Origin of the sequence: Kinneretia sp. DJ1R-11, from assembly GCF_025717595.1 — a bacterium.
In the GTDB taxonomy this organism is placed as follows: Bacteria; Pseudomonadota; Gammaproteobacteria; order Burkholderiales; family Burkholderiaceae_C; genus Paucibacter_A.
Genome location: NZ_JAJIRR010000013.1, coordinates 23,687 through 44,945 on the forward strand (window position 1 = coordinate 23,687; position 21,259 = coordinate 44,945).

At 66.7% G+C, this 21,259-nt stretch carries 26 protein-coding genes; all 26 read right to left on the reverse strand.

What is annotated here, in order from left to right; translation table 11 throughout:
- Positions 1 to 2: 2 nt before the first annotated feature.
- Positions 3 to 1,094 carry an alpha/beta hydrolase family protein gene (locus tag LNV23_RS18890; RefSeq protein WP_263564405.1) on the reverse strand — a complete coding sequence of 364 codons (1,092 nt, stop codon included), beginning with the start codon at positions 1,092 to 1,094 and terminating at the stop codon, positions 3 to 5.
- 107 nt (positions 1,095 to 1,201) lie between these two features.
- Positions 1,202 to 1,630 carry a hypothetical protein gene (locus LNV23_RS18895; RefSeq protein ID WP_263564406.1) on the reverse strand — a complete coding sequence of 143 codons (429 nt, stop codon included), beginning with the start codon at positions 1,628 to 1,630 and terminating at the stop codon, positions 1,202 to 1,204.
- On the reverse strand, positions 1,627 to 2,166 hold the full coding sequence (locus LNV23_RS18900; protein WP_263564407.1) for a DUF2514 family protein: 540 nt from the start codon (positions 2,164 to 2,166) through the stop codon (positions 1,627 to 1,629). The genes LNV23_RS18895 and LNV23_RS18900 overlap by 4 nt, the downstream gene beginning before the upstream one ends.
- Complete coding sequence (locus LNV23_RS18905) at positions 2,154 to 2,549, reverse strand: hypothetical protein (protein ID WP_263564408.1); 396 nt, start codon at positions 2,547 to 2,549, stop codon at positions 2,154 to 2,156. Before LNV23_RS18905 ends, LNV23_RS18900 begins: the two co-directional genes overlap by 13 nt.
- A gap of 11 nt (positions 2,550 to 2,560) precedes the next feature.
- Complete coding sequence (locus LNV23_RS18910) at positions 2,561 to 2,992, reverse strand: hypothetical protein (RefSeq protein WP_263564409.1); 432 nt, start codon at positions 2,990 to 2,992, stop codon at positions 2,561 to 2,563.
- Entirely contained in the window at positions 2,989 to 3,390 is a 402-nt protein-coding gene (locus tag LNV23_RS18915; RefSeq protein ID WP_263564410.1) for a hypothetical protein, read from the reverse strand. Before LNV23_RS18915 ends, LNV23_RS18910 begins: the two co-directional genes overlap by 4 nt.
- Positions 3,391 to 3,443: 53 nt before the next feature.
- Positions 3,444 to 3,761, reverse strand: a complete 318-nt coding sequence (locus LNV23_RS18920; protein ID WP_263564411.1) for a hypothetical protein — start codon at positions 3,759 to 3,761, stop codon at positions 3,444 to 3,446.
- Positions 3,761 to 4,117 (reverse strand): hypothetical protein, encoded by a 357-nt coding sequence (locus tag LNV23_RS18925; protein ID WP_263564412.1) that lies wholly within the window; start codon positions 4,115 to 4,117, stop codon positions 3,761 to 3,763. The genes LNV23_RS18920 and LNV23_RS18925 overlap by 1 nt, the downstream gene beginning before the upstream one ends.
- Before the next feature lie 95 nt (positions 4,118 to 4,212).
- A complete protein-coding gene (locus LNV23_RS18930; protein WP_263564413.1) occupies positions 4,213 to 4,905 on the reverse strand; it encodes a hypothetical protein in 693 nt (230 codons plus the stop codon).
- Between the two features lie 2 nt (positions 4,906 to 4,907).
- Positions 4,908 to 5,834: a hypothetical protein gene (locus tag LNV23_RS18935; protein ID WP_263564414.1), complete on the reverse strand. Its 927-nt coding sequence runs from the start codon at positions 5,832 to 5,834 to the stop codon at positions 4,908 to 4,910.
- On the reverse strand, positions 5,831 to 9,331 hold the full coding sequence (locus LNV23_RS18940) for a hypothetical protein (RefSeq protein WP_263564415.1): 3,501 nt from the start codon (positions 9,329 to 9,331) through the stop codon (positions 5,831 to 5,833). Before LNV23_RS18940 ends, LNV23_RS18935 begins: the two co-directional genes overlap by 4 nt.
- A 15-nt stretch (positions 9,332 to 9,346) precedes the next feature.
- On the reverse strand, positions 9,347 to 9,763 hold the full coding sequence (locus LNV23_RS18945; protein ID WP_263564416.1) for a DUF1799 domain-containing protein: 417 nt from the start codon (positions 9,761 to 9,763) through the stop codon (positions 9,347 to 9,349).
- Positions 9,763 to 10,098 carry a hypothetical protein gene (locus LNV23_RS18950; protein WP_263564417.1) on the reverse strand — a complete coding sequence of 112 codons (336 nt, stop codon included), beginning with the start codon at positions 10,096 to 10,098 and terminating at the stop codon, positions 9,763 to 9,765. The genes LNV23_RS18945 and LNV23_RS18950 overlap by 1 nt, the downstream gene beginning before the upstream one ends.
- 13 nt (positions 10,099 to 10,111) lie before the next feature.
- Positions 10,112 to 11,074: a phage tail tube protein gene (locus LNV23_RS18955; RefSeq protein ID WP_263564418.1), complete on the reverse strand. Its 963-nt coding sequence runs from the start codon at positions 11,072 to 11,074 to the stop codon at positions 10,112 to 10,114.
- A 6-nt stretch (positions 11,075 to 11,080) separates the two neighbouring features.
- Positions 11,081 to 11,263 carry a hypothetical protein gene (locus tag LNV23_RS18960; RefSeq protein WP_263564419.1) on the reverse strand — a complete coding sequence of 61 codons (183 nt, stop codon included), beginning with the start codon at positions 11,261 to 11,263 and terminating at the stop codon, positions 11,081 to 11,083.
- A gap of 12 nt (positions 11,264 to 11,275) precedes the next feature.
- Complete coding sequence (locus tag LNV23_RS18965; protein ID WP_263564420.1) at positions 11,276 to 11,728, reverse strand: hypothetical protein; 453 nt, start codon at positions 11,726 to 11,728, stop codon at positions 11,276 to 11,278.
- On the reverse strand, positions 11,725 to 12,051 hold the full coding sequence (locus LNV23_RS18970; RefSeq protein WP_263564421.1) for a hypothetical protein: 327 nt from the start codon (positions 12,049 to 12,051) through the stop codon (positions 11,725 to 11,727). The genes LNV23_RS18965 and LNV23_RS18970 overlap by 4 nt, the downstream gene beginning before the upstream one ends.
- A gap of 21 nt (positions 12,052 to 12,072) precedes the next feature.
- Positions 12,073 to 12,405, reverse strand: a complete 333-nt coding sequence (locus tag LNV23_RS18975; RefSeq protein ID WP_263564422.1) for a DUF2190 family protein — start codon at positions 12,403 to 12,405, stop codon at positions 12,073 to 12,075.
- Between the two features lie 89 nt (positions 12,406 to 12,494).
- Positions 12,495 to 14,612, reverse strand: a complete 2,118-nt coding sequence (locus LNV23_RS18980) for a prohead protease/major capsid protein fusion protein (RefSeq protein WP_263564423.1) — start codon at positions 14,610 to 14,612, stop codon at positions 12,495 to 12,497.
- 68 nt (positions 14,613 to 14,680) lie between these two features.
- Positions 14,681 to 16,165, reverse strand: a complete 1,485-nt coding sequence (locus tag LNV23_RS18985) for a phage portal protein (protein ID WP_263564424.1) — start codon at positions 16,163 to 16,165, stop codon at positions 14,681 to 14,683.
- 2 nt (positions 16,166 to 16,167) lie between these two features.
- On the reverse strand, positions 16,168 to 16,386 hold the full coding sequence (locus LNV23_RS18990) for a phage head-tail joining protein (protein WP_263564425.1): 219 nt from the start codon (positions 16,384 to 16,386) through the stop codon (positions 16,168 to 16,170).
- Positions 16,387 to 16,413: 27 nt separating this feature from the next.
- On the reverse strand, positions 16,414 to 16,752 hold the full coding sequence (locus tag LNV23_RS18995; RefSeq protein WP_263564426.1) for a helix-turn-helix domain-containing protein: 339 nt from the start codon (positions 16,750 to 16,752) through the stop codon (positions 16,414 to 16,416).
- Between the two features lie 9 nt (positions 16,753 to 16,761).
- Positions 16,762 to 18,828, reverse strand: a complete 2,067-nt coding sequence (locus tag LNV23_RS19000; RefSeq protein WP_263564427.1) for a phage terminase large subunit family protein — start codon at positions 18,826 to 18,828, stop codon at positions 16,762 to 16,764.
- Positions 18,825 to 19,373 (reverse strand): hypothetical protein, encoded by a 549-nt coding sequence (locus tag LNV23_RS19005; RefSeq protein ID WP_263564428.1) that lies wholly within the window; start codon positions 19,371 to 19,373, stop codon positions 18,825 to 18,827. The genes LNV23_RS19000 and LNV23_RS19005 overlap by 4 nt, the downstream gene beginning before the upstream one ends.
- A 97-nt stretch (positions 19,374 to 19,470) precedes the next feature.
- On the reverse strand, positions 19,471 to 20,232 hold the full coding sequence (locus tag LNV23_RS19010) for a hypothetical protein (RefSeq protein ID WP_263564429.1): 762 nt from the start codon (positions 20,230 to 20,232) through the stop codon (positions 19,471 to 19,473).
- Positions 20,229 to 21,257, reverse strand: coding sequence for a hypothetical protein (locus LNV23_RS19015; RefSeq protein ID WP_263564430.1), 1,029 nt, complete (start codon positions 21,255 to 21,257; stop codon positions 20,229 to 20,231). The genes LNV23_RS19010 and LNV23_RS19015 overlap by 4 nt, the downstream gene beginning before the upstream one ends.
- Positions 21,258 to 21,259 lie beyond the last annotated feature (2 nt).

Sequence of the window (21,259 nt, forward strand, 5' to 3'; positions counted from 1 at the left end):
CCTTAGCTGAAGGCCACCGCGACCCAGGTGTTCGCGGCGGGAATGTTGACGACTTGCGGCGAGACGGCCTTGACGAACACGGCGCTCTTGGGCTCGACGGTGACGGTGCGCGCGCCGAGCAGGCTGGTGACTTCGCAGGACCAGCCGGCCGCCGACTCGACCACATTGCGGAAGGTCAGGCCCAGGTTGATGCCGCCCGAAAGATCGACGGCGGGGTCTTGATCGCCTGAGTGATTGGTGAACAGCGGATAGCCCTTGCCGACCTCAAAAGTGCCGGGCGGGTAGCTGGAGGTGATCTGCGAGGGGATGCTGCCGACGCTGTGGTTTCCGTCATTCCAGACGAAGGCGAAGCCGCGCTTGGCGGCCCGCAGTGCAGCGACCGCAGCGATGTGATCCGAGAACGGCGTGTAGCCATCGTTACGGCCCACGCACCAGCCGATCCAGGGGATCTGCTTGCTGGTGTCAGACACGTAGGCAATGTGGTCCAGATGCGCAGCCATCGAACCGCCACCGTCATCATCCACCTTCAGCGGCGCTGATGCCACGGGATAGCTCGGCGCCGTTGACGAGTTCCAGCTCACGATGCTGACATTGCCGACCGTGTTGTTGTAGCGCCAGCGCGGGCGGTCTGGGTACAGCGCAGCAAATCGGGTTGGGCGGCGGATGCCGTAGGTCATCGTGCCCCACGCGCCCATCGAGCCACCCGAGAGTACCCACTTGGTGAGCCCGATATTGGCCTGGTGGGCGGCGATGTGGTCCATGAGCGCGTCGAGCGTGCGCTCGGTGTAGAGGCGCATCTTTCCGACATCCGGACCATCGGTCCAGCCCATCCAGTACGACTCGCGCCGCGCACCGCTGGGGTAGTTGCCCTGGGTGTCGTAGGGCCGAATGGCGGTAACGCCCGCGCGCACGGACTTGACCTCGCTCCACTTGAACGTGGTCTTCTGGTCGTACTCCAGCCCGCCGGCAAGAGCGGCCTCCCACAGCCGCCCTTGTGGTGACGGCGTGACCCCGCCGCCCGAGCCGTGCAGCTCGATGGACACCACTTGATTCGTTACCGCAGTGGGCACGGTGGCCGCGTCTTCAGACAGCATATTGACCGCCGAGAAGCGCGGGCCGGCTACCGGGGCCGAGCGGCCAACGTAGAGGGTTGCACCAGGAGCGCCGGTGTAAGCAACGTTTCGAGGCGTGACCACAGCGCTCAGACCCGCATGATTTTGTTGGCGCCATCCGACCAGGTCACGGACAGGCCGGGGCTGCCAATTGGCGCGCTGATGGCGCCATTGGCGTCCTGATCGATCCAGAGGATCAGCGGGCTGGTTGCATCGGTGCCCGTGGATTCGAGCAGCACGATGGCTTCACCGGAGGCGCCCAAGGGCGCGCCAAAGTCATGCGCCACCACATCGGCCGCATCGAACACATTGGCGGCGCTGAGGCTCTTGCCCGAAAGCACAAAGGGAGCACCCAGCCGCGCGCCGGCCGGGATTGAACTCAGAAACTCATGGTTGGCGAAATCGGGCGTGTAGAGCGAGGTGTCGACCAGCTGGCCGACGATGGTGCCGGCCAGCAGGTTCATGGCGCGGCCGGTGTAGGCGGCGCGCACGGTTTTCTCAAAACGGGCGATGGTCATGGTGAGGGTCCCTCAGGGGTGTCATCAGGTGGAATCAGGGCGCCGTAGTGGCGCTCGCAGAGCTGGCCGGCGCGCCGAGCCTGATCGGCATACCGGCCAATCTCACCCGCAGCGCCGTCAACCCGGTCGAGCAACTGGGCGAGCAGATCGGCGGTGGTGGCGGCTGCTTCGCTGCCAGCGGCAACGGCGGGATCTGCGCCAGCGCCGGCACGTAGGGTGGCGGCAAGGTCTGTGGCGTGGCGGCGCAGCTGGCCAGCAGCAGCGTCAGCACCGCGAGCGTCAGCCTCAGCAGCAAGGCGGGCAAGGTATTCAGCATCGAGAGCCTCCTGGCGGATCTTGTCGGCGCGGGATTTGTCTACCCGCAAGGTTTCGAGCGCCTGGCGGGCCTGGCGCTCTTGCGCTTCGCGATAGCTGGCGAACTGCAGGCGCACCTCGGCCGTTTCGGCTCGGGCGGCCGTGGCGGCGCACCACTGCCAGCCGGCCAGGGCCAGCGCCGCCAGCAAGGCCAGCACCAAGGCGCGGCTCAGGCCACCCATGGCGCCACCAGGGGCTCACTCAACTGCAGAGCCACGACGCACAGCACGACACAGAGCGCGAGACCAGGCAGGCCGGTGGCCACCGCATCGGCCACCTCGACCCCGTGCATGCCGGGGTATATGAGGTTGTCAGCCTGGTCGGCCCGCTCTTTGGCGATGCCGGCCGCCGTGGCTGTAGCCAGCGAGCCGACTGCGGCGCAGACCAGCATGAGCACCACACACAGCAGCAGCGGCAGCTGCACGCCCTGCAGGCCCAGCAGCGCGAGAAGCAGCGCCACAACGGCCGCGCCCAACGCAGCACCGAAGAGCGCAGCCAGCGAGCCGGCCTTCATGTGCGCCAGCTTGTCGGGCGCGCTGAAAAACTGAGAGACAACATTCAACATATCGGTTCCCTTCAGGGGTAGAAGACACGCTTGCGAGACTTGGGCGGCAGCGTCTGCAAATGCGCCCATCCCTTTGTTGCCGATGGATGCTCCATCCAAAGGCCCAGGGCCACCAGCGCCGCCTGGCCCTCGCCGCCGACGAGCCAGTCGTCAAGCTCGCCATCGGGGTCATACAGATCGATGGCGCAGCCGGTCATGTGCTTGCTGTTCGGCGCAGCTCGTGGGACGGTGGCGTTATAGGCAGGTGGCCGCCAGCCCGACGACACCAAGGACTTGTGCTCCGGGTGGAGTTGATGCAACACCACGCCAAAGGTGGCCGCCTGGTCGAGCAGCTGATTCGCAAGGCCTACAGTGCGGGCAGCCTCTCGCTCGATGTCGGGGCCGAGCGCGAGCGGGTACCGCTCGCGGTGGTCCATGAAATAGTCTTCAATGCTGATCTTCATGACCCAGGCCCTCCCGTGACGATGCTGCGCACCTCACCCGCGAGCTCGGCGATGTCTTTATCCTTGCGCTTCGCCATCCAGCTGAAGATGGCGCGCACGAGCGCCCAGCCCGGAAGGCCACAGGCAAAGCACAAGCCGAAGAGCGTGGCAAGGCCAGCCGGTCCGCTCGCTGCCAGGTCATCCATGCCCAGCCAGTGCAGCAGCCAAGCGCCGCCTGCAACGCTGCAGACCACTGTGCTGATGAGGCCCACGGCCCACTCTTTGACCGAGCGCGGCGGGGTCATGATCATGACGACGACGGCAGCCAGGCTCGCGCCGCCGGCGGCAAAGCCCGCTGCGCCGCCAATGAGCTTCCAGCCGAGCAGGCCGGCAGCGCCGCTGGAGGTGGGTTCGGCCATGGGGGTCCCTTTTCTGTTGTTGTCTCGGATCTGGTGCGGGGGCAGGACGCAGCTCATGGGATGAGCGCCGCTGCGGCGAATAGCGCGTCGATCTCGGCCTCGCTGAGGCCAGCGGCTGTGCCGATCAGGGCGGTGCTGGGGTGGTCGCGGGCGACCGTACCAGCACGCTCAAACTCGATGCGCGCCGCACTGCGCTGAGGCTCGGCCATGGCTGCAATGGCTGACTCCACCGCTGCGAGCTTTCCAGCAGCGTGCAGGGCCAGCTGCGCCTGGCGCATCGACACGACCGGAACAATCGGGGTAGCCGTGACGGGCCGATCCAGGCGCACGACGACGGCGCCGCCGCTCTGGGTGGTGGTGTAGTCGCCCATCAACGCACCTCGTAGTTGTAGGCAAAGCTCACCTTGTCGGTTTCGGTGAGGTTGCTTTGGTACTCGACAAGCAAGGTGCTGGCCGCATCCACAGGCTGAAAGATCAAGCTGTTTGTGGTGCCACCCACAACCTGACCGATCACGATCAGCTTGAGCGTGTTGCTGACAGCCTTTGGCTCATCAAACACCACCACGCCATCGATGGTGATTCGAAGCTTGACCGTGCGGGCCGTTGCGTCTTGAATGCTCAGCATCAAGGCGTTGAGCCGCGACGCCGAACCAGACACCGAAAGCACGGTCTTCCAGGTGTTGGCAACGCAGGCGCCGGACAGCGTCTGGAGCGAGGGGCCAGTCATGCCCACATTGCTCGTGCTGTTCCAGCCAAAGCCGCAAGGCAAGAGGCTGACTCGACCCGAACCGCCAAGCAAAAAATCAGTGAGATTGCCGGGCATTACTTGAACCTCCAATAGTCGCCGCCCCAGACCAGATTGACCGGCCCGAGTAGATTGATCGTGACAACGCCCGAGCGCGTCACGCCGTTGTGCTTGAGGGAGTTGGTCCCCAGATCGAAGGTGTTGTCGAGCCGCGCGTTGTCAAAGTGCCCCGCCCATTCATCGCCCGCCGCCAGCGTGGTCGGCAGCACGACGGCAACCGCGCCGGCGTTCGTGAAGTTGCTGCGCTCGTTGGCCGTGACGGTGTGCGCCGTGCCTGTTCGCGGCACGACGGTCAGGTAGCCCGCCGGGAATGCCCAGTTTGTCGGGTCAAGCGCGGGGTCTGTGGTGCGACTGCCCGCGGTCCGGTTGATGTAAACGCGCAGCGTCGACGGGCTGCGCGCTGCTGCGCCACCCGCATAAGTGCCGCTGACCCACAGGGCCGCACCGGCCGAGCTGGCGGCGGCCGTGGCACTGCTGGCAGCAGCTGCCGCAGACGCCAGGGCCGAGGCCGCGCTGGCGGCTGCAGCCACTGCGGCGTTGAAGGCCTCGGTGGCGTTGTTGAACACATTGGCCAGGGCCGAGACGACATAGGCGTAAAACGAAGCCACCCAGGCCAGGAAGGCATCGGCCCGGGCCGGGAAGTTGACCGGGGCCTCTCGGGTTGGGAGTGTCGGCGGATCGGTGCCAACCGGGGGCGTGGTGATGGGCATGGTCAGGTGGTCCCTTGGATGGTGAAGCTGTAGTAGTTCTTTGCGACGCCTTGGTACTCGAGCTCGAAGTCTTCGGTGAAACCAAACACCACCAGCGGGTCGACGACACCGACGTCGTCGCCCAGCCAGACGCTGTTGCGGCCAAGGCGGCTTTCCAGAAGCGCATGGATGGCGCTCTCGGCGCCGTTGGGCACTTCCAGGCGCGCACGCAGGGTGCGGCGGCGCTTGCCTGGTTTGAGACTGACCACTTGGGTTTCAGGGTCGGTCTCGTTCTTCGAATAGTCTCGAACGCCGGCCGTGGCGCCCTTCTGGGTGCCGCCTACCGAGTACAGCGTGCCGAGCACGCACTGGCCACAGCGAACTTCACCGGTCCCAGTGATGGTCACCGTTACGCGAGCATTGAGGTACGGAGGCAAGTCCGTCAGCACGACCGTCTTGCGCTGGGTGAACGGCTCAAAAAAGTACTGATACCAGTCGGTGACGCTGGAGACATCGAGCGGGATGGTGCGGCTGTACACCGTGGGCCCGCCGGCGCTGCTGGTCTCGCTGACCACGGCTTGCGCGCCCTCCAGCTCCATCAGCACCAGGCTGTTGGCGAAGCCCGGCGCCAACGTGACGGACAGCGAGCCGGTGGCGACCGTCTGGGTGTTGACTTCCTGGTCGAACATGGCCCACATATTGGTGGGCAGCATGTCTTTCCAGTTGGCCTCGGTGGCCGGCGAGACCGGGGATAGATCATCTTCGGGCGCCGTGGCCGTGGTGCCGGGCGCCAGACGCTTGTAAATGCGGTGGTTAGGCCGGCGCACCAGCGCGTCGCGGCCGTAGGCCGTACCGGCTGACCACAGCGCGGGGTCAGAGCCCGATGGCTCGGCCACGCTGCTGGAGAGCAGCACGGCGTCGGTGACGGTGACCGGATTGATGAACTTCATGCAGCCACCACGCGCACGGTGAGTGCATCGTTGTCGTCAAAACGCTCCCAGGCCTTGCGGCTGGCATTGGTGGCCGAGGTCACCTGCGCCAGGCCCGACTCGACGGCAGATTGCACCGCCGCCAGGCCGGCGCTGATCTGGGCGCCGATCTGGGTGAAGGTGTCATCCAGCTGCGTGATGCCCTCCACGGCCTGCGCCTGGTAGTTGACCTGCGCCTCGGTCTTGGTTTGCAGGGTCTGCAGCAGCGCCACCTGGGGCGCTTGCGCGGCGAGCTGCGACAGGGTCTTGCCCTGCTCTTTGAGGTAGTCGCCCACGGGCGCAAAGGCGCCGGCAATGTCCAGCAGCGCCGCGACCTGCTTCAAGCCCGCTTCGGTGCTGACGTCTGCACGGTCCATGAGGGCGCGCAGATCGTCTTTGCTGCCGAGATCGGCGGTGATGCCTGCCTCTTTCAGAGCGCGCTGGATGGAGCCGGCAGCGATGGCATTCTTCTCATCGGCGCTGTAATAGTTGTCGACAAATGACTTGGTCTTGCCGATCAACTGGTCGATGCCGCCCGCGAAGCCGGCCAGCTGCATGGTGGCGTCAGCGCTGAGGCCCGCGATGCGGCCGAACACGCCGCCCAAAGGCGTAAAGAAGTCACCCAGGCCTTTGAGGGCTTGCTGGGTGGTGGAAATGGCCGACACGGCCTGCGCGAGCTGGTCCAGCGTGGCGCCGGTACCCAGAGCGTCGAGCTGGTCTTTCGCCCAGGACGGCAAGTCAATCTGCCCCATGGCATTGCGCACCTCGCGCGCCATGTTGGCGGTGTACTCCTTCAGGCCGGTCTCGCCGTCTTTGGCGAAGTAGTAGTGCGCGCTGGAGCTGGGCGAGATGACCTGGCTGCCGCGCCAGATCCGCGTGTCGCCCTGGCTGGCGTCTTTGCCGTCGGCCGCCCAGTAGCCGCCGACCTTGAAGTCGCGCGCGCCCCCAAATGCAGCGGCCAGGTTGTTCAGCACCGAAGCACTGCCGCCGGTCAGCACCTTGAGCGAATCTTCCACGCCCTGGCTGTGGTTTTTGTGGACTGAATCACCCCACGCCATATTGCCGACGGCTCGATCGGCCGGCACATAACCGCCCGACGAATCGGAGACATACATGGCCCCCATATGAGGCGTGCCAGCGTTCCCTGCAAACAGCTTGTCGGCCAAGCTTCCCAGCGCATTGCCAATGGCCGCGCCGATGGGTCCACCAAAATAGGTACCAATAGCGCTGCCCGCAGCCGCGCCGTACTTGCCCTGCGCGAGGTTGACCAGCGCGCCGGCATAGCCCATGCCGTCGGCCAGCATGCTGCCGCCCGCGCTGGAGGTGAGGCTGTTGCCCGTGCCGCTGAGCCAGCCGCCCACATCAGCGAGCGGGCCTGTGGACAGATTGCCCAGGCCGCCCGTCATCCAGTCACCGGCGCTTTGCATCAAGCTGCCCAGGCCACCAGCCGCTGGCGACAGGAAGCTGCCGATGCTGCTGTTGACGTTGCCGAGCAGGCTGCCCAGGCTGTTGAGGCTACCCATCAAGCTGCCCATGCCACCGGTGCCGGTGCCAGCGCTGGCGCCGCCCGAGGCCATGCCCAGCATGGAGCCGATGCCGGCCTGCACCGGCTGCATGAAAACCTTGAATACCGTTGCCTTGAGGGTGTTCTTGACGCCGTCGATAAAGGTCGAGAGTCCACCCTGGCCCTTCTCAAACGCGCGGAAAAGGGAGTCGGTCACACCTCGACCAATGTCCTCGCTGGTCTTGGCCCAGGCTTCGCTGGCAGCCTTGGCGGAATCGACCGTCGCCTGGGTGATAACGCCCTCTTCCTTCAGCTTCTTCAGTGTGCGCAAGCCCTCGACCTGCTGGGTGATGGCATCAAGCACGGCGGCGTCGGTATCAACCTTGAGCGCATCCTGCAGGCGCTGCTCGGCGGTGGCCAGCGCGTCGGCCACCTTGGCGACCTCCAGCCGTTCGAGCTGTTCTTTGGTCAGGCCGATGCTGGCGTTGTGCTCGCGCTGCTTTTCGACCAGGGCGGCGACGGTGTCGGCCTCCTTGAGCTCGGCAGCCGTGACCGCACCCAGCAGCTCCATGCCACGCTTCTGAGAATCGGCCAGCTGCTTGGCGGCCTCGATCTGATAGGGCTGCTGGGCCAGCAGCTTGGCCTGGGCGGCCTCCAGCTCGGCCACGCTGATGCGGCCGGTGGTGCGCAGCTCGTTGAGCTGTGCCCATTTGACAAAGAAGTCGCCGCTCAGTCCGGCGCTTTCAGCGCGGGTCGAGGCGGCCAGCTTGTCCAGCTCTTCGCTGTGCTTGCGAGCAGCCTCGGCGGCCTTGAGCTGGTTCTGAGCTTCGGCTGCAGTTTGGACGCCGAGCTCGCGCTGGCTCTTGACGACTTTGCCCAAGGCTTGGACGGTCTTGTCGCCAGAGTCGGACCAGACCTTGGAGAGGGTGGTGGCCGTACTGCTCCACGACGACTTCACATCCTTCGCATAGTCCTGCCCGATCTGAGCAGCCCCCTTGAAGTCACCCGACATCACAGCCACGATCTGTGCGCCTGCAGCGCCGATCGTCTTGCCGATGGTGTTGAACACCTCAACCACCACCACGCCCGAGCTGAACAGCAGCTTCATGGCGGCGGCCAGGCTGTCGGAGATCTTGCGGAGCGTGTCGCCCTCGGTCAGCGTGTCGAGGAATGCGCCCGTGAGACTGTTCAAGGTGGGCAGCAGCTGCGACATGGTCTGCCGAGCCACACCCTGAAGGCTGAGCCCGAGCAGCTCGACCGTGTCATTGAACCCGTCAGCAGCATCGGCCGCATCAGCGCTCATGGACAGGCCCAGCTTGTCGGCCATCTCGGCCATCTTGAGCAAACCCTCGGAGCCATCAGCCAGCACCGGGATCAGCGCCGCGCCGCTCTTGCCGAACAGCTCTTGCATGAGCGCGCTCTTCTGCGCGCCGTTGGCCAGCCGGTCCTGCTTGTCAGCCAGATCGGCCGACGAGTCGGCCAGATCGTCTTGATCGTCTTTGACCTCGCGCACCGAATCAGCCACGTCGTAGAGCACATCTTTGACGCTGCGCAGCGAGCCATCGGCATTGCGGGTCTTGATGCCCATCTTGTCGAAGGCGTCATTGCCCTCGACCATGTTCTTGCTGAGCTTGCCGATGGCCGAGGTGAGCGCATCACCGTCCACACCGCCCTGCTTGAAAGCCAACTGCAGGCCCGCCACCTCCTTGACGGCAACGCCGGTCTTCTGCGAGAAGGCCTTCATTTCGTCGCCAGCGTCGATGGCGCTTTGCATCCATTGACCAAACTCGCGCACGCTCACGGCCGCGCCGATAGCGGCCAGCGCGCCTTTGAACACGCTGGCCATGCTGCTGCCGGCGTCACTGGCGCCTTTGCTCGACTTGCCGAGACGGTCGACACCGTCACTCGCGGCCTTGGCCTCGCGCGCCACATCGTCGGCGCCAGATGCACTGAGCCGGATGCCGAGCTGAAACATGCCGCCACTGCTCATTCAGAGCCCCCGCCGGGCTTCGTCGCGTGCGCGCCGCTCAGCCCAGGCATCGAGCGCGCTGCGCTCCATGATGCGCAGGTCGGCAAAGAGCGCCGGCCAGTCGCGCCGCGGCGTGCCCGCCAAGCGCAGGTGCGACTCAACGCCGGCATAGTCCAGCCCCGTGCGGCCCCTCCATCCTTCACGCCACTGGGTGCGCAGTTCGCAAAACAAATTGAAGACCGGCACGAGTTCGGGCCAGAGGTGGAAGACATCCCCCGCAGAGCGCTCAGGCGCAACATCGCGCACAGGCGCCAGCCCGAAAGCCGCGAGGGCTTCGTCGGTGGTGTCGCCTGCTGGTGCGTTTGCGGTGTCATCGTCGGATGTGTCGTCAGAGTCGGTGGTGAGCTCGCCGCGCGCCCAGTAGCGCGCGGCTTGCATCAGTTTTTTTCGCGGCCCTTGGCGCCGCAGGCCTGCAGGTAAGCCACCCAGGCGACACCGGCCAGGCCGACGATGCGGAACAGCTGCTTGAATGCCTCGGGCGAGAACGGCACGGGTGCGTCGTGCTCGTCCAGCACGTGCTCCCAGCCCTTGGTGCGCGGCAACAGCACATCGGCCAGGCGCGCATCGGACTCGTTGATCTCGCGCAGCTCGTCGGCGTCCACACGGTCGCAGATGAGTGTGAAGTCGAAGGGCTGCGCCGTGCCGTTGGAGGCGGGCACCGTGCCCTTGACGCGCACGGTGACGGTGGGGGAGACGGTCAGTTTGATAGACATGGTGGGCGAGGCCTTACTGCGTGATCAAGCGCACTTCGTCATTGCCCGAGACGGGCACGAAGCGGCAGTCGAAGCCCACCAGGCGCGAGCCGTTGAGTTCTTGCTTGGTGGGGTTGATGAGCTGCACAGCAGGGGCAAACAGGATGATCTTGTTGCCGGCGGCCGTGCCGATGGTCAGGCCCAGGCCCTGGGTGTTGTTGGCCTTGACCGTGGCCATGTAGCTGACCTCCTGCGCCGCAGTCAGATCGAGGTCGACATGGCCCGAGACCTGGCGGTCGGTGATGTCAATCCGCTCATTGCTGAGCAGGGCCACGAAGTTGACCGAGTTGCCGAGGTCCAGCTCGATGCCGGTGCTGGGCACCACCGAGCCACCCGACAGCGCGCCGGTGGCGTAGGTGCAGCCCAGGGTGATGTCCACCACATTGGCCTTGGCCATGGTGGGCGGCGTCTTCCAGGCGGTGAAGGCCACGCCCGAGGGCGTCGCAGCGCTGATGCCGGCGTCGACGCCCATGAAATCAAACATCAGCTTGGGCCGGTCGCCGACCTTGGCGGACAACTTGCAATTACCCATGGCGCCGACCATCTTGTGCAGCACGCCATCGTCGTACCAGTAGATGGTGAGCGTCTTGAGCGCGGTGCTGACCGGGGTGTATTCCACCCGATTCGGCGTGGCGAGCAGTGCCTCGGCCGTGGCGCAGGCCAGCAGCAGGTCGCCCCACTGCGGGGCAGTTGCCGCGGTGCCGCTGCCCGCCAGCTCGACCGTGAAGCTGCAGCGCAGGTAGGCCGTGGCCACCAGCTGCTCGCTCGCGCCGAAGAAGGGGCGAACCAGGGCGCGGTCGACGTTCTGAGCCTCCAGCGGAGTGATGCTCAGCTCGGAGACCAGCACCGCATCAGCGGCGCCGGTGGGCACGGCATCGGTGCCGGCCGTGGTTTCGATCTTGGCCAGAATGGCCGTGTTTTTGATGTAGCGAGGCATGGGGGATTACTCCTGCACGGCGGTTTCGGGGGCCAGGGGTTCGTCGAGCGAGACCCAAGCTTGCTGTTCGGTAGACCAGGCCCAGCGGCCGCCGCCAGGCGGGGTGCCGATGGGGGCGACTGGGTCGGGCTGGGCGCTGCTGGCCGCGGCCGCGAGCGCAAGAGACTGATCAGGGGCTGCGTGTGACATGGGCAATGCGGCTCACAAAATGGGGTTGAGGGTGGCGCCGTCACTGCGGTGCTGGATGCGGTAGTCGGCATGGAGCACACCGATGCGGCTGCCCATGAACTCGGTGTCAGAGGTCATGCGCTGGAGGCTGACCTCTTGCGCGCGGCCGCCCAGGGTGATGTCCGACATGAGCCGGGCATAGACCAGGCCATGCAGGCCCCGGCTGGCACGGCCGGCAGTGCCGGCGCTGTCTTGCCGGTGCAGGCAGCTGATGCGCACGCCGGTGACCCAGTCGATCGGCTGGCCGGACAGCAGCACCTGCTCGGGCGTGGAGCCCATGAAGGCGACCGACACCGCGCTGAGGGCCGACTCGGGGAGCAGGTCCCAGGAGGCTTCCTCTTCGATGCGCGCTGCGGCCAGCCCGGGCTCGGCCCGCAGGGCGGCCAGGATGGCGGCGATGATGTCGTCGTGGGCGGTGATGGTCATGAGCGCCAGACCTCGAGCTTGAGGTTGGTGGTACCGGCCGCCACATCGGGCGTGGCGCTGGTGACGCGCCACCAGGCGACTTGACCGCGCTGCACGGTGTTGACGTGCTGACCCGCCAGATCGAGACCCAGCAGGGCCGAGGTGTCCACGTTGAACTCGACATCGGTACCCGCGGCGTCCAGCCCGATGCCGTACACACCCTGCCGGGTGCGACGGCGCAGGTTGCCCGGTAGCTCGAGCGCCCCCACCTGCAGCACGGCGTTGGCCATGCAGCGGGCGATGGAGGCGCCCAGGCGGGCCTGGGCTTCAGCGAAGTCGAACATGGTGCGCAGCAGGCCGACAGCTCAGCGGATGACGCCGTCCAGCAGCACGCGGCCGATGGTCTCGCCGTTGGCCTTGGCAGCGGCCAGCGCACCGACCAGGGTGTTGCTGCCCACCGTGGTTGTCAAGCGCTTGTTGGTGTTGTCCCAGTAGACCTTGACACCGGCCGCGCCGGTGTCGGTACTGAGCATGGTGATGTCGAAGACGCCTTCGCGGGAGATCTCCACGGGTGCGCCGTTGGCCGCCGCAGTCGTAGCCACACCGAAGATGGCGCCCACCAGGCAACCATCGCCGCTGGCCAGCGCGGAGGGAGCGAGCACGCCGAGCACGGCCGCCGTTTGAACAAAATTCTTCATGATGTCGGTTCCTTGGGGCACGCCCCATTTGCTGATGCAGGAAGGCGCGCCGGTCGAGGCCGGCGCGCTGGGCTCAAGACGCTGGAGCGTCAGGCGCCGTTGGCCTTGTACAAACCGCGGTAGTCGATGGCCTTGGCGGCAAAGTCTTCGCGGCACTTGAACTGGATGCCATCCACTTCGAAGCCGACTTCGCTTTCGATGACCGGGCCTTCGGCGCCGTCCAGGTAGCAGTACTCGACGGTGTCGACTTGGCTGTTGGTGGCGGCGAGGTACCAGGCGGTGGCGCTGGCAGCGTCGAGGATGGGCTCGACGATGGGCTCCAGGCTGGTGCGGCCGCCTTGGCGGAACTCGTTCACATCGACCTGCTTGGCCGGCGTGTAGTTGCTGCTGGTGAGCTGGTAGGCGGTTTGCTCCAGCGAGGCGGGCACGATCAGGTAGGAAGGCGCCAGATTCAGCTCTTCGCTCTGCAGGCCCTTTTGCAGGCGCATGGCTTTGCGGCCATCGCTCAGTGCCGAGAACTGCAGGGCCGAGGGGGCGCCGGTGCCGAGGTTGGCATGGGTGGCGTGGAACAGGGCCACGCTGTCGGACAGCGCGGCATTGGCCGTGAGCTGGGCGTAGACGGTGCGGTTTTCCAGGCGGGCCGAGCTGGCACCGAAGCCGGTGACCAGGCGGTCGAAGGCGCGCAGGTCATCGTTGATGATGGCCTGGCGGGTGAGTGCCACGATGCGGCCATAGGTCAGCAGAGAGTAGGTCTCGGCGCCGTCTTTCAGCACGCCGTACTTGAACTCGCCGTGCTCGTTGACCTGCAGCAGGTCGGGCATGGCGGCCAGCTGCACGACGCTCATGTTCTTGAAGTCGGGCGCGTTCGGCGCGCGGCGGGCCCAGCGGGTGTAGGTGCCGGGGTTTTCTTCGTAGCTGGCGCGCAGCCGCTTGCTGGCGACGTTGGCCATGAGCGAGCTGAAGTCGCTGCTGCTGTGCATGCCGCCCGAACGGAAGGTCAGGATGCGGGTGGCCAGGGTCATCTTGTCCAGGCCACGGGTGTTCTGGCCGTGGGTTTCGAGCAGTTCGCGGCCCATCTCGATGATGGACATGCCGCGGAACTGGCGGCCGTTGTCGGTCAGCGGGGCGCGGGCGTTGACGCGCGACATGACCGCTTCTTGCATGCCTTCCATGCGGGTGGCGAATTCATCGCGCACGGTCTCGACGCGGGTGGCGTTGTGGCCGCCCGAGGCGGCATCGCGCCGGGCCAGCTCTTCAAGCACGGCGCCGCGGGCCTGCTCCAGTGTCTGGCCGCTGCGGATCATGCCGGCGGCGAGCTGGGGCACGTTGTGACGAGCGCACAGCTCGGTGATGTCAGCGGCGGCGCTGGCGGCTGCGTTGGCGGCGCGCTGGGCAAGGTCGGCCGGGGCCTGGCCTTGCGGCTCGACGGCGCCCCGCGACTGCTGCTGTTGAGACACATCGGGCGACGCAGGTGCATTGCCCGGGGAGGTGACCTGGTCACGCTGTGGCATTTGAGTTTCCTCTTGGGGGTTGTGAGCCGAAGCGGCCCGGACGAATTCGCAGGGCAGGCCTTGCGGGCCCGGACGCGAAGAACGGTGTGCGGCGCCGGCATCGGCGCCGGCGTCAGAGTGCTGGGAGCGGGTGCCGGCGTTGGGGTCGGCGGGAACGGTGACGAAGCTGATTTCCTGCGGCGTCCAGCGCTCGGCGCGGTACAGGGGCAGGTTGACGCCATCGGTGCGGTCTTGGGCGCGGGTGATGGCGTAGCGCTCGACGGAGTAGCCGAACGAGATGCTGCGGATGATGCCGGCGCGGATGTCGGCCACGATGCCGGCCACTTCTTCGCGGGTGCTGAGCTTGAGCGTGGCGCGGCCTTCGCCGCCGCTGATCCAGCCCCGGGTAGCCACGCCGAGGATGGCGCTGACGCCGCCGTAGACGCGGTGCGAGTCGATGACCTGCACCACACCCGCATCGAAGCGGGTCATGTCCACCGCTTCGGCGGTGACGGCCAGCTCTTCCTCGTAGGTGGTCTCGGTCCACCAGTCGTAGGCACGGCGGCGGGAGCCGGTGGTCCAGACCACCTCGACGGTGTTGTCGGCCTCGTTGAAGGTGCTGGGCACCAGGGAGGCCTCGCGCACCTGCGTCGGGATCTCGCGCACCTCGGTGCTGGGGCTGGTGCTGCGCGATTGCTGCGTTACGGCTGTGCTCATGGATTGGCACTGTGCCGATGCAGCTGTCTCATTTCTCGGAAAAATGAGACAACTTGCAATCCGAACGTTCAGCCGCCGTTCGGACTGGGCTGCGCCGGCACTTTGCCCTTGAGCAGCATGACGAGCGCATCCCAGATGCCGCGCTCTTGCAGGCCCTTGATGTCCTCGGCCAGCTCGTCAAACACTTGCTTGGGGTCGTAGCCGCGGCGGCGCAGCTTCTCGCTGATGCTGCTGAGGCCACCGGCGATCTCGGCCAGGTCGGCGTCGACATCCTGCGAAGGGTTGACGTGGTCCCACTTGGGGGTGGAGTGCTCGACGGTGTAGTCCAACTTGCCCTGGATCACGCCCGCCAGGGCGGCATAGGCCGCGAACTCGGCGCAGATGCGCTCGCACAGCTGAGGGATCACGGTGAGCCACTGCAGCTGCTCGATCTCGCGGCGGAAGTCGAGCAGGCGCACGCGGGCGCTGCTGAAATTCACTTCCCTCATGTCGCCTGTGGCCTGCTCGTAGGTGAAGCCTGCGCCGGCGCAGATGAGATGGATGTTGTACTTGCAGTAGTCGACGAAGCCGGGCGCGGCCTTGGGCTCGATCACGGTGACGTTCATGCCGGCCGGGATCTGCGTGATGCCGCCGCTGGCCAGCTCGCCCAGGCTGGCACCGGCACCAGGGCCGCCGCTGTACTGCGCACCCTCAGCCATGCCCGCCACATCGCCACTCGCGAGCACGGACAGGCGGCCCTCGAGGTTCTTGCGCTGCAGCTCGGCGTCCTCCAGCAGCTGCAGGTCGCGGGCGCGGGGGATGACGCTCGACAGGCGCGGAAAGCCCCGACCCTGGCCCGGCCGCGTGGGCGCGAACAGGTGAATGATCTCGGCCGCAGGCACGCGGGTGCTGCGCTGGTTGCGCTGGCGCAGCTGCCCCTGGTCGCCGGGGTGCTGGGGCCAGAGCCAGTAGGCCACCACCTTGCCCAGGGCGTCGACTTCGCAGCCGCCGACCACGGCGTTGTTGCCGTTGCCACGCGTGATCGTGGTGTCGAGGTGATCAATCTCCAGCAGCTGCAGTTGCAAGGGCACGGGCAGGCCGTCGCTCATGCGGCGGGAGCGTAGGCGGATGAGCACCTCGCCGTCGGCGTCCATGGCGCGCACGCCGGCGGCCTGGATGCCGTAGAGGTCGCGCCGACCGTCGGCATCCGCTACTTTGACCCATTGCGGCCACAGGTCCGCGAGAACATTACCATGGCGGCCGCCCCACTTGGGGATGATGCCGGTACCGACGATGTGAGCGACGCGGGCATTCATGCCGGCGGCGATGTACTCGACGTTCTGGATCAGGCTGCGGCTCTTGGCGCGCAGCGTGGGCGCATCCGCGGCGTGGTCAGCGTTGGCGCTGGCGTTGGGGCGCTTGGGGCGCCAGGTGTCGCCCGGCAAAGCGGCGGCATAGGCGCGAGTGAGCAGCTGGCGGCTGTGGTGCCGCTGCAGGCCGGCGCCGGGGGAGACCCAGCCAATGAGGCGGTCCAGCACGGTGGGCTGGGTGGCTTGGACGAAGGCACGGCTCATGATCAACGCTCCCGGCTGGTGATGAAGGTGGGGTAGCCGGTGCGGCGAGCAGCGCCGCCGCCCGCCGTGGAGCTGGAGAGAACGCTGGCCACATGGGCGCGGGCAGCGAGCAGGTCCTGGGTGCTGCGGTAGCGCACGCGCTGACCGTCGACTTCCACCTCCAGCTCAGAGGTGGCGATGGCGGAGTCGAGCCGCGCGAGATCGGTTTGGGTGAGTGCCATGCCCGCGAGCATGCCCACGGGCTTGTCTCATTTCTCGGAAAATTGAGACTCGTTTGCGGCAGGCTGCTTCAGGCAGCGGTACACGGTGGCCCTGCTGACGCCCAGCCTGCGCGCCACCTCGCTGGCGTTGCGGCCGTTGAACAGGGCCAGCACCTCAGGGCGAAGGCTGCCGGCATCGCGCTTGCGCACATAGGTTTCGATGCCCGCGAACTCGCGCCGCACGCGTTCACGGGCGCCGGAGAGGCGGACCTCGGCAGCCTCCAGCTCGGGCAGGATCTCGACGAGGTAGTCAAAGATCCGGTCCACCAGGTCGGGCTGGTCGGCCAATTCCTGCGGCGGCTTGGGGTGTGTTGGGTGAGGGGTCATAGTGGGCGATCAGCACAGGCGGCGGGGTTGCGGGCGGGCGGCGGCTGGCCGCGCCATGGGCGGCAGCTGGGCCACATGGGCCAGGGCTGGCAAGACAAGCGCCAGGGCGGCGGGCTCAGGCTGCGCCGCGATCTGATGCGGCAGCAGCAGGGCCTCGCTGGTGAAGAGGTCGCGGGCCGGCTGCACGGCTTGTTCGATGAGGCTCCAGGAGCGGTCGGGCTTGGTGTGGAGGCCGAGCATGTAGGCAGCGTGGAGGGCGTAGTTGCGGCAGTCGAGCACTTCATTGCGATTCCGGCGTTTGACCCAGCGGTGGGCCTCGCCGGTGGGCACGCGCACCAAGATGCGCTGCTCGGCAGTGAGCTGCTCGTACCACTCGCGGGGCAGCTGGCTGCTGAAATGCACGTAGCCGGGGCCGGGCTCGGCGATGGCGAGCTGGCCGTGGAGCAGGTCTTTGGCGGTGTCCACGCCGATCACCCAGAGCTTGACGCCGTTGGCCCATTTCTGCCCGCGCCAATTCACATCTTGGCTACTGGCTGTGCCTTTGATTGGCTTGTTGGGCTCAGACGCACCCTTGATCGCATGGATTTTCATCAGGCCCTGCTGCCTGCGCACAAAGTTGTACGCGGCCTGGGTGTCGTTGCTCGAGTCGATGCTGATGGCCTCAATGCCAAGACTGCCGCCGTGCCAGGCCTGGGGGTAGCGACGCTGCAGGTACTGCTCGACGGCAGCCCAATCCCGGTCATCCGCTGGGTTTCCTTCGATGATGTGGTGATCCACAGTCCAGGACTCCATGCCTCGGCCCCAGGCCCAGACGCCGATTTCCCAGCGGTTGCCCTGCAGGTCGACGCCAGCGGTGAGCACCAGGCCGCCGATGGGAACGACGCGCAGCGGGAAGGGCTCGGCCCGGGCCTGCAAGGCGTGTTCTTCGGTGCGCTCGCCTTTGACTTCCCAGGTCTCGCCCAGGGTCTCATTGATGAAGCCCTGCATGGGGCCGACGTCGCCTTGCTCGAGCGCGGCTCTGGCTTGCTCAAACTCGCGCACGATGTCGGCCCAGGTGCGCTGGGGGCTGTAGCCGGCCCAGATGTGGAAGGCCACATGGCGCGGCGGTCGGGTGGGCTGGCCGGCAGCGTCGCGCCAGACTTGGTCGGCGCCGTAGCGGATGCCGGTCTTGATGCAGACCCAATCGCCGATCCAGGCGCGCAGGTAGTCGCCCTGGCGGATCTCGCCGCCGCAGTGGGGGCAGACATGGCGCACGGTGTCGGGCTGGCCGCGGTCCCACTTGAGGCCGTGGGGCACATCCTTGCCGCCCCAGTAGAGCGGGTGCTCTTCGGCGCAGTGGGGGCAGCGGATGTGGTACCGCATGTCGGCATCCGCATTGAGGCGGGAGCGTTCGACGTGGCAGAGGCCTTTGATGCGGGGTGTGGATCCGCCGACAAACTTGGGATAGGGCGCGCCCTCGAGGCGGCCCTTGGCAAGGGTGCCGGGGTCTGAGGACTTCTCAATCTGCTGGTCGAAGCCGCTCCACTCATCCAGGATGGCCACGGCCACGGTGATGCGGCGATAGGCCCGGGCCGCCTTGCCGCCCAGGAAGTGGGCCACGCTGTCGCGGAAGGTCTTGAGCTTGATGGTGTCGCCCTGGTCGCCCTTTCCTTTGCGGCGGGCTGCGCGCACGGCGGCCACGCCGTCGAGCACGGGGTCGATCTCGCTCTTGACGAAGCTGTCGCGGTCATCGTCGGTGGGCTGCCAGACGGCTTGCTTGCGGCGGCGGTGGGCGATGTTGTAGGCGACGAAGGCGGACACGGTCTTGGTGTAGCCCACACGCTTGGACTTCTGCACATCGCAATGCTCGATGTCGTCATTGCTGAAGGCATCCATCCAGCCGATCTGGAAGGGCCAGGACTCCCATGCGCCTTTCTGGTGGCTGGATTCGCCGGCCAGCTTGAAGTGCTCGCGTGCCCAGTCGCTCAGGCGCTGCGGCGGATCCGCGCGCAGGCTGCCCATGCCGAGGCGCACGGCCTCGCCGACAGCGCGCAGGGTGTCGCGCTGCGCCAGGTGGCGGTGGATGGTGGCGCTCAATCGTCCAGCTCCACGGCCAGGGCGCCGTCCTGGTCGTCATCGGCTTCGGCGTCGAGCTCGGCCAGCTGGGCCTCGACGAGGCTGGCCGTCGAGCGGATCCACTCATTGCGCGCCGAGGTGATGACCTTGTGGATCGCCATGCGCGCGGTCTCTTGCAGGTCGGGGCATTCCTTGCGCAGCGCGGCGTCGAGCTGTTCGAAGCGATCGACCACGGCCGACGAGGCAGCGCCCAGCACATCGGACAGCAGGCCGATGGGCGCGAACTCGCCGCGCGCCACCGCGTTCTTCAGCTCTTGCGCCACACGCTGCGACCGGGCCAGCGCTGCGCGTTCTTGCACCAGGTCGAGGCCGCCCTCCGCACCCATGCGGCCAGCAGCCATGTCGCGAAGGCGCTCGCAATAGGCGAGCAGCCATTGCCGGCCAGTCTCGCCGCGCGTGATCACGCCCTCGCTCACGAGCTGGCTGACGCGCGCTTCGCTGACCCCGATCAGGTCTGCAAAATCAGCCTGAGAAATCACCACATCCAAAGCCCCTATCACCTTCACTTAACCCCCTTAGGAGACTTGCGAAACAGTCCGACAACCCGGTTCGAATTACCCGCAGGCTGGGGTGCCCGGAAGGACCCACGTTTTTTCAGGCAGGTCATTTGGCTGTGGCCATCGCGGCGGCGAAGGCGGTGTCGAAGGCGGGCTGCAGCTCGCGGGCCAACGTCTTGGCGGCGACGTACTCGATGTCGAAGCGGGCTTCGTAGTTGGCACTCTTCACGAAGATCAGGATGGGCGTGATGGAGCTGCCGAAGCCCAGCTGCGTGCGCTTGTACAGGCCGAGCTGGCCGCGATCACCGGGCCGGCCCACGAAGTACACGAATCCACGCGCACCGGTCCGCTTGTTGTCGCGAGCCAAGCGGGCCTTGGTCTTCTCCGTTGCATTGGACTTGTAGCCCATTTCCGGGAAGGCCTTGAAGTAGCTCAGGATCTGGATGATCTGGCCTGCGCTGATGTTCCCGTAGGCATCGAGCTTGGCGCCCTCGCCCGGCACGGTGTAGTGATCGTCAGGCAATGCGCCTACCGACCGCAGCGCCACCTCGTAGCGCTTCATGCGCCGAGCGCCACCCGTCACCTGGGCCATCATGTACTGGTCGGGCTGGATGCCCTTGCCAAAGTTGGCGCGCCAGTCCACCTCGGTCTCCAGCTTGTCGCGCTTTGCAACACCGTACTGGCGCAAGCTGTTCAGCGTCCACGGCGTCGGCCGGTCGAACACATCCTGCATTTCCTTGCGCTGGTCCACGATGACCGCCTTGGCCGTCTGGTTCAGCGCCACCGACAGCGCAAACCGCGCCTGCTTTTCGCTCTGCGCCATGGCAGCGAGGAACGAGGCGTCGCCCTGCAGCTCAATGCGGATCATGCCTGCGCCCTCACCACCGGGGTCAACCGCGCAGCTTGGCGCGCTTCCGCGATCTTGGCCCGCTGCTCTTCGCTCGGCAGGCCAAAGGGCCGCTTCGCCTCAGCCTCCAGCCGTTGCCGCGTAATCTCGGCGTCATTGCTCGCCACCGTGACGGTGTGCACCGGCTGCGCTGCAGGGGCCAGCTTCAGCTTCGACGCATCGGCCCGCTTGTTGCGGACCACGCCCACCACGTAGGCCATGTCCGACCGCCCCGCCTTCAGCGCCGCCTTCGCCGCTGCCCGCCACTCGGCCACATCGACGCCCTGCTCCACCATCACTTTCAAGACCGGGTCTCCCGGGTTGGCATCGGTGACGCCAGCATCCCGCAGCGCCGCGTAAACCGCCCCGAGTTGAGTCGGTTCAAGCCCATCGACACACGACACTTCGGCCTGTGTGAGGTTATCAGTCTGTATTAAAGAGGAAGAGGAAGAGGAAGGGCCGTTACCCTGCCGTCCGGTGGGAACACGGATGGGCGGATTGTTGCCGTGCTCGCTGCCGTACTCCCTGCCGCCTTCGCTGCCGTCACCATACGGTTCACCAATCCCCCCCTTTGGTGAACGGCCAGGGGGCTGAAAGTCAGGGCTGAAACGCGTACTCGCGCCACGCCGCTGCCGCATCCATTCGTCCCGCACCATGCGGCTGCAGTACCACACCGGCCCGCCCCCTGCCGTATCCACCAGCACCACCGGTTCGCCCACCTTGCCGGCATGGCGCGGCGTGTGCACGTACGGTGCCGCCCCCTTGTCGGCGCCCTTCAGCACCCCCTTGGAGGCCAATTCTTTGCACAGCTTCAGCTGCGCGCCGGCCGCCCGCGCCAGGTCCTCCAGAGGCCAGCGCACCACGCCATACTCGCCCGCCTCGTCCGACGAATCGTGCAAGATGCACATCACATCGATCCAGGCCCCGCGCGCCGCATCCGAGCAACGCCGCAGCTTGGCGTTCTTGCGCCAGTCGCCGGGGTAGAACTGAAAGCTCGGCCGCTTCATCG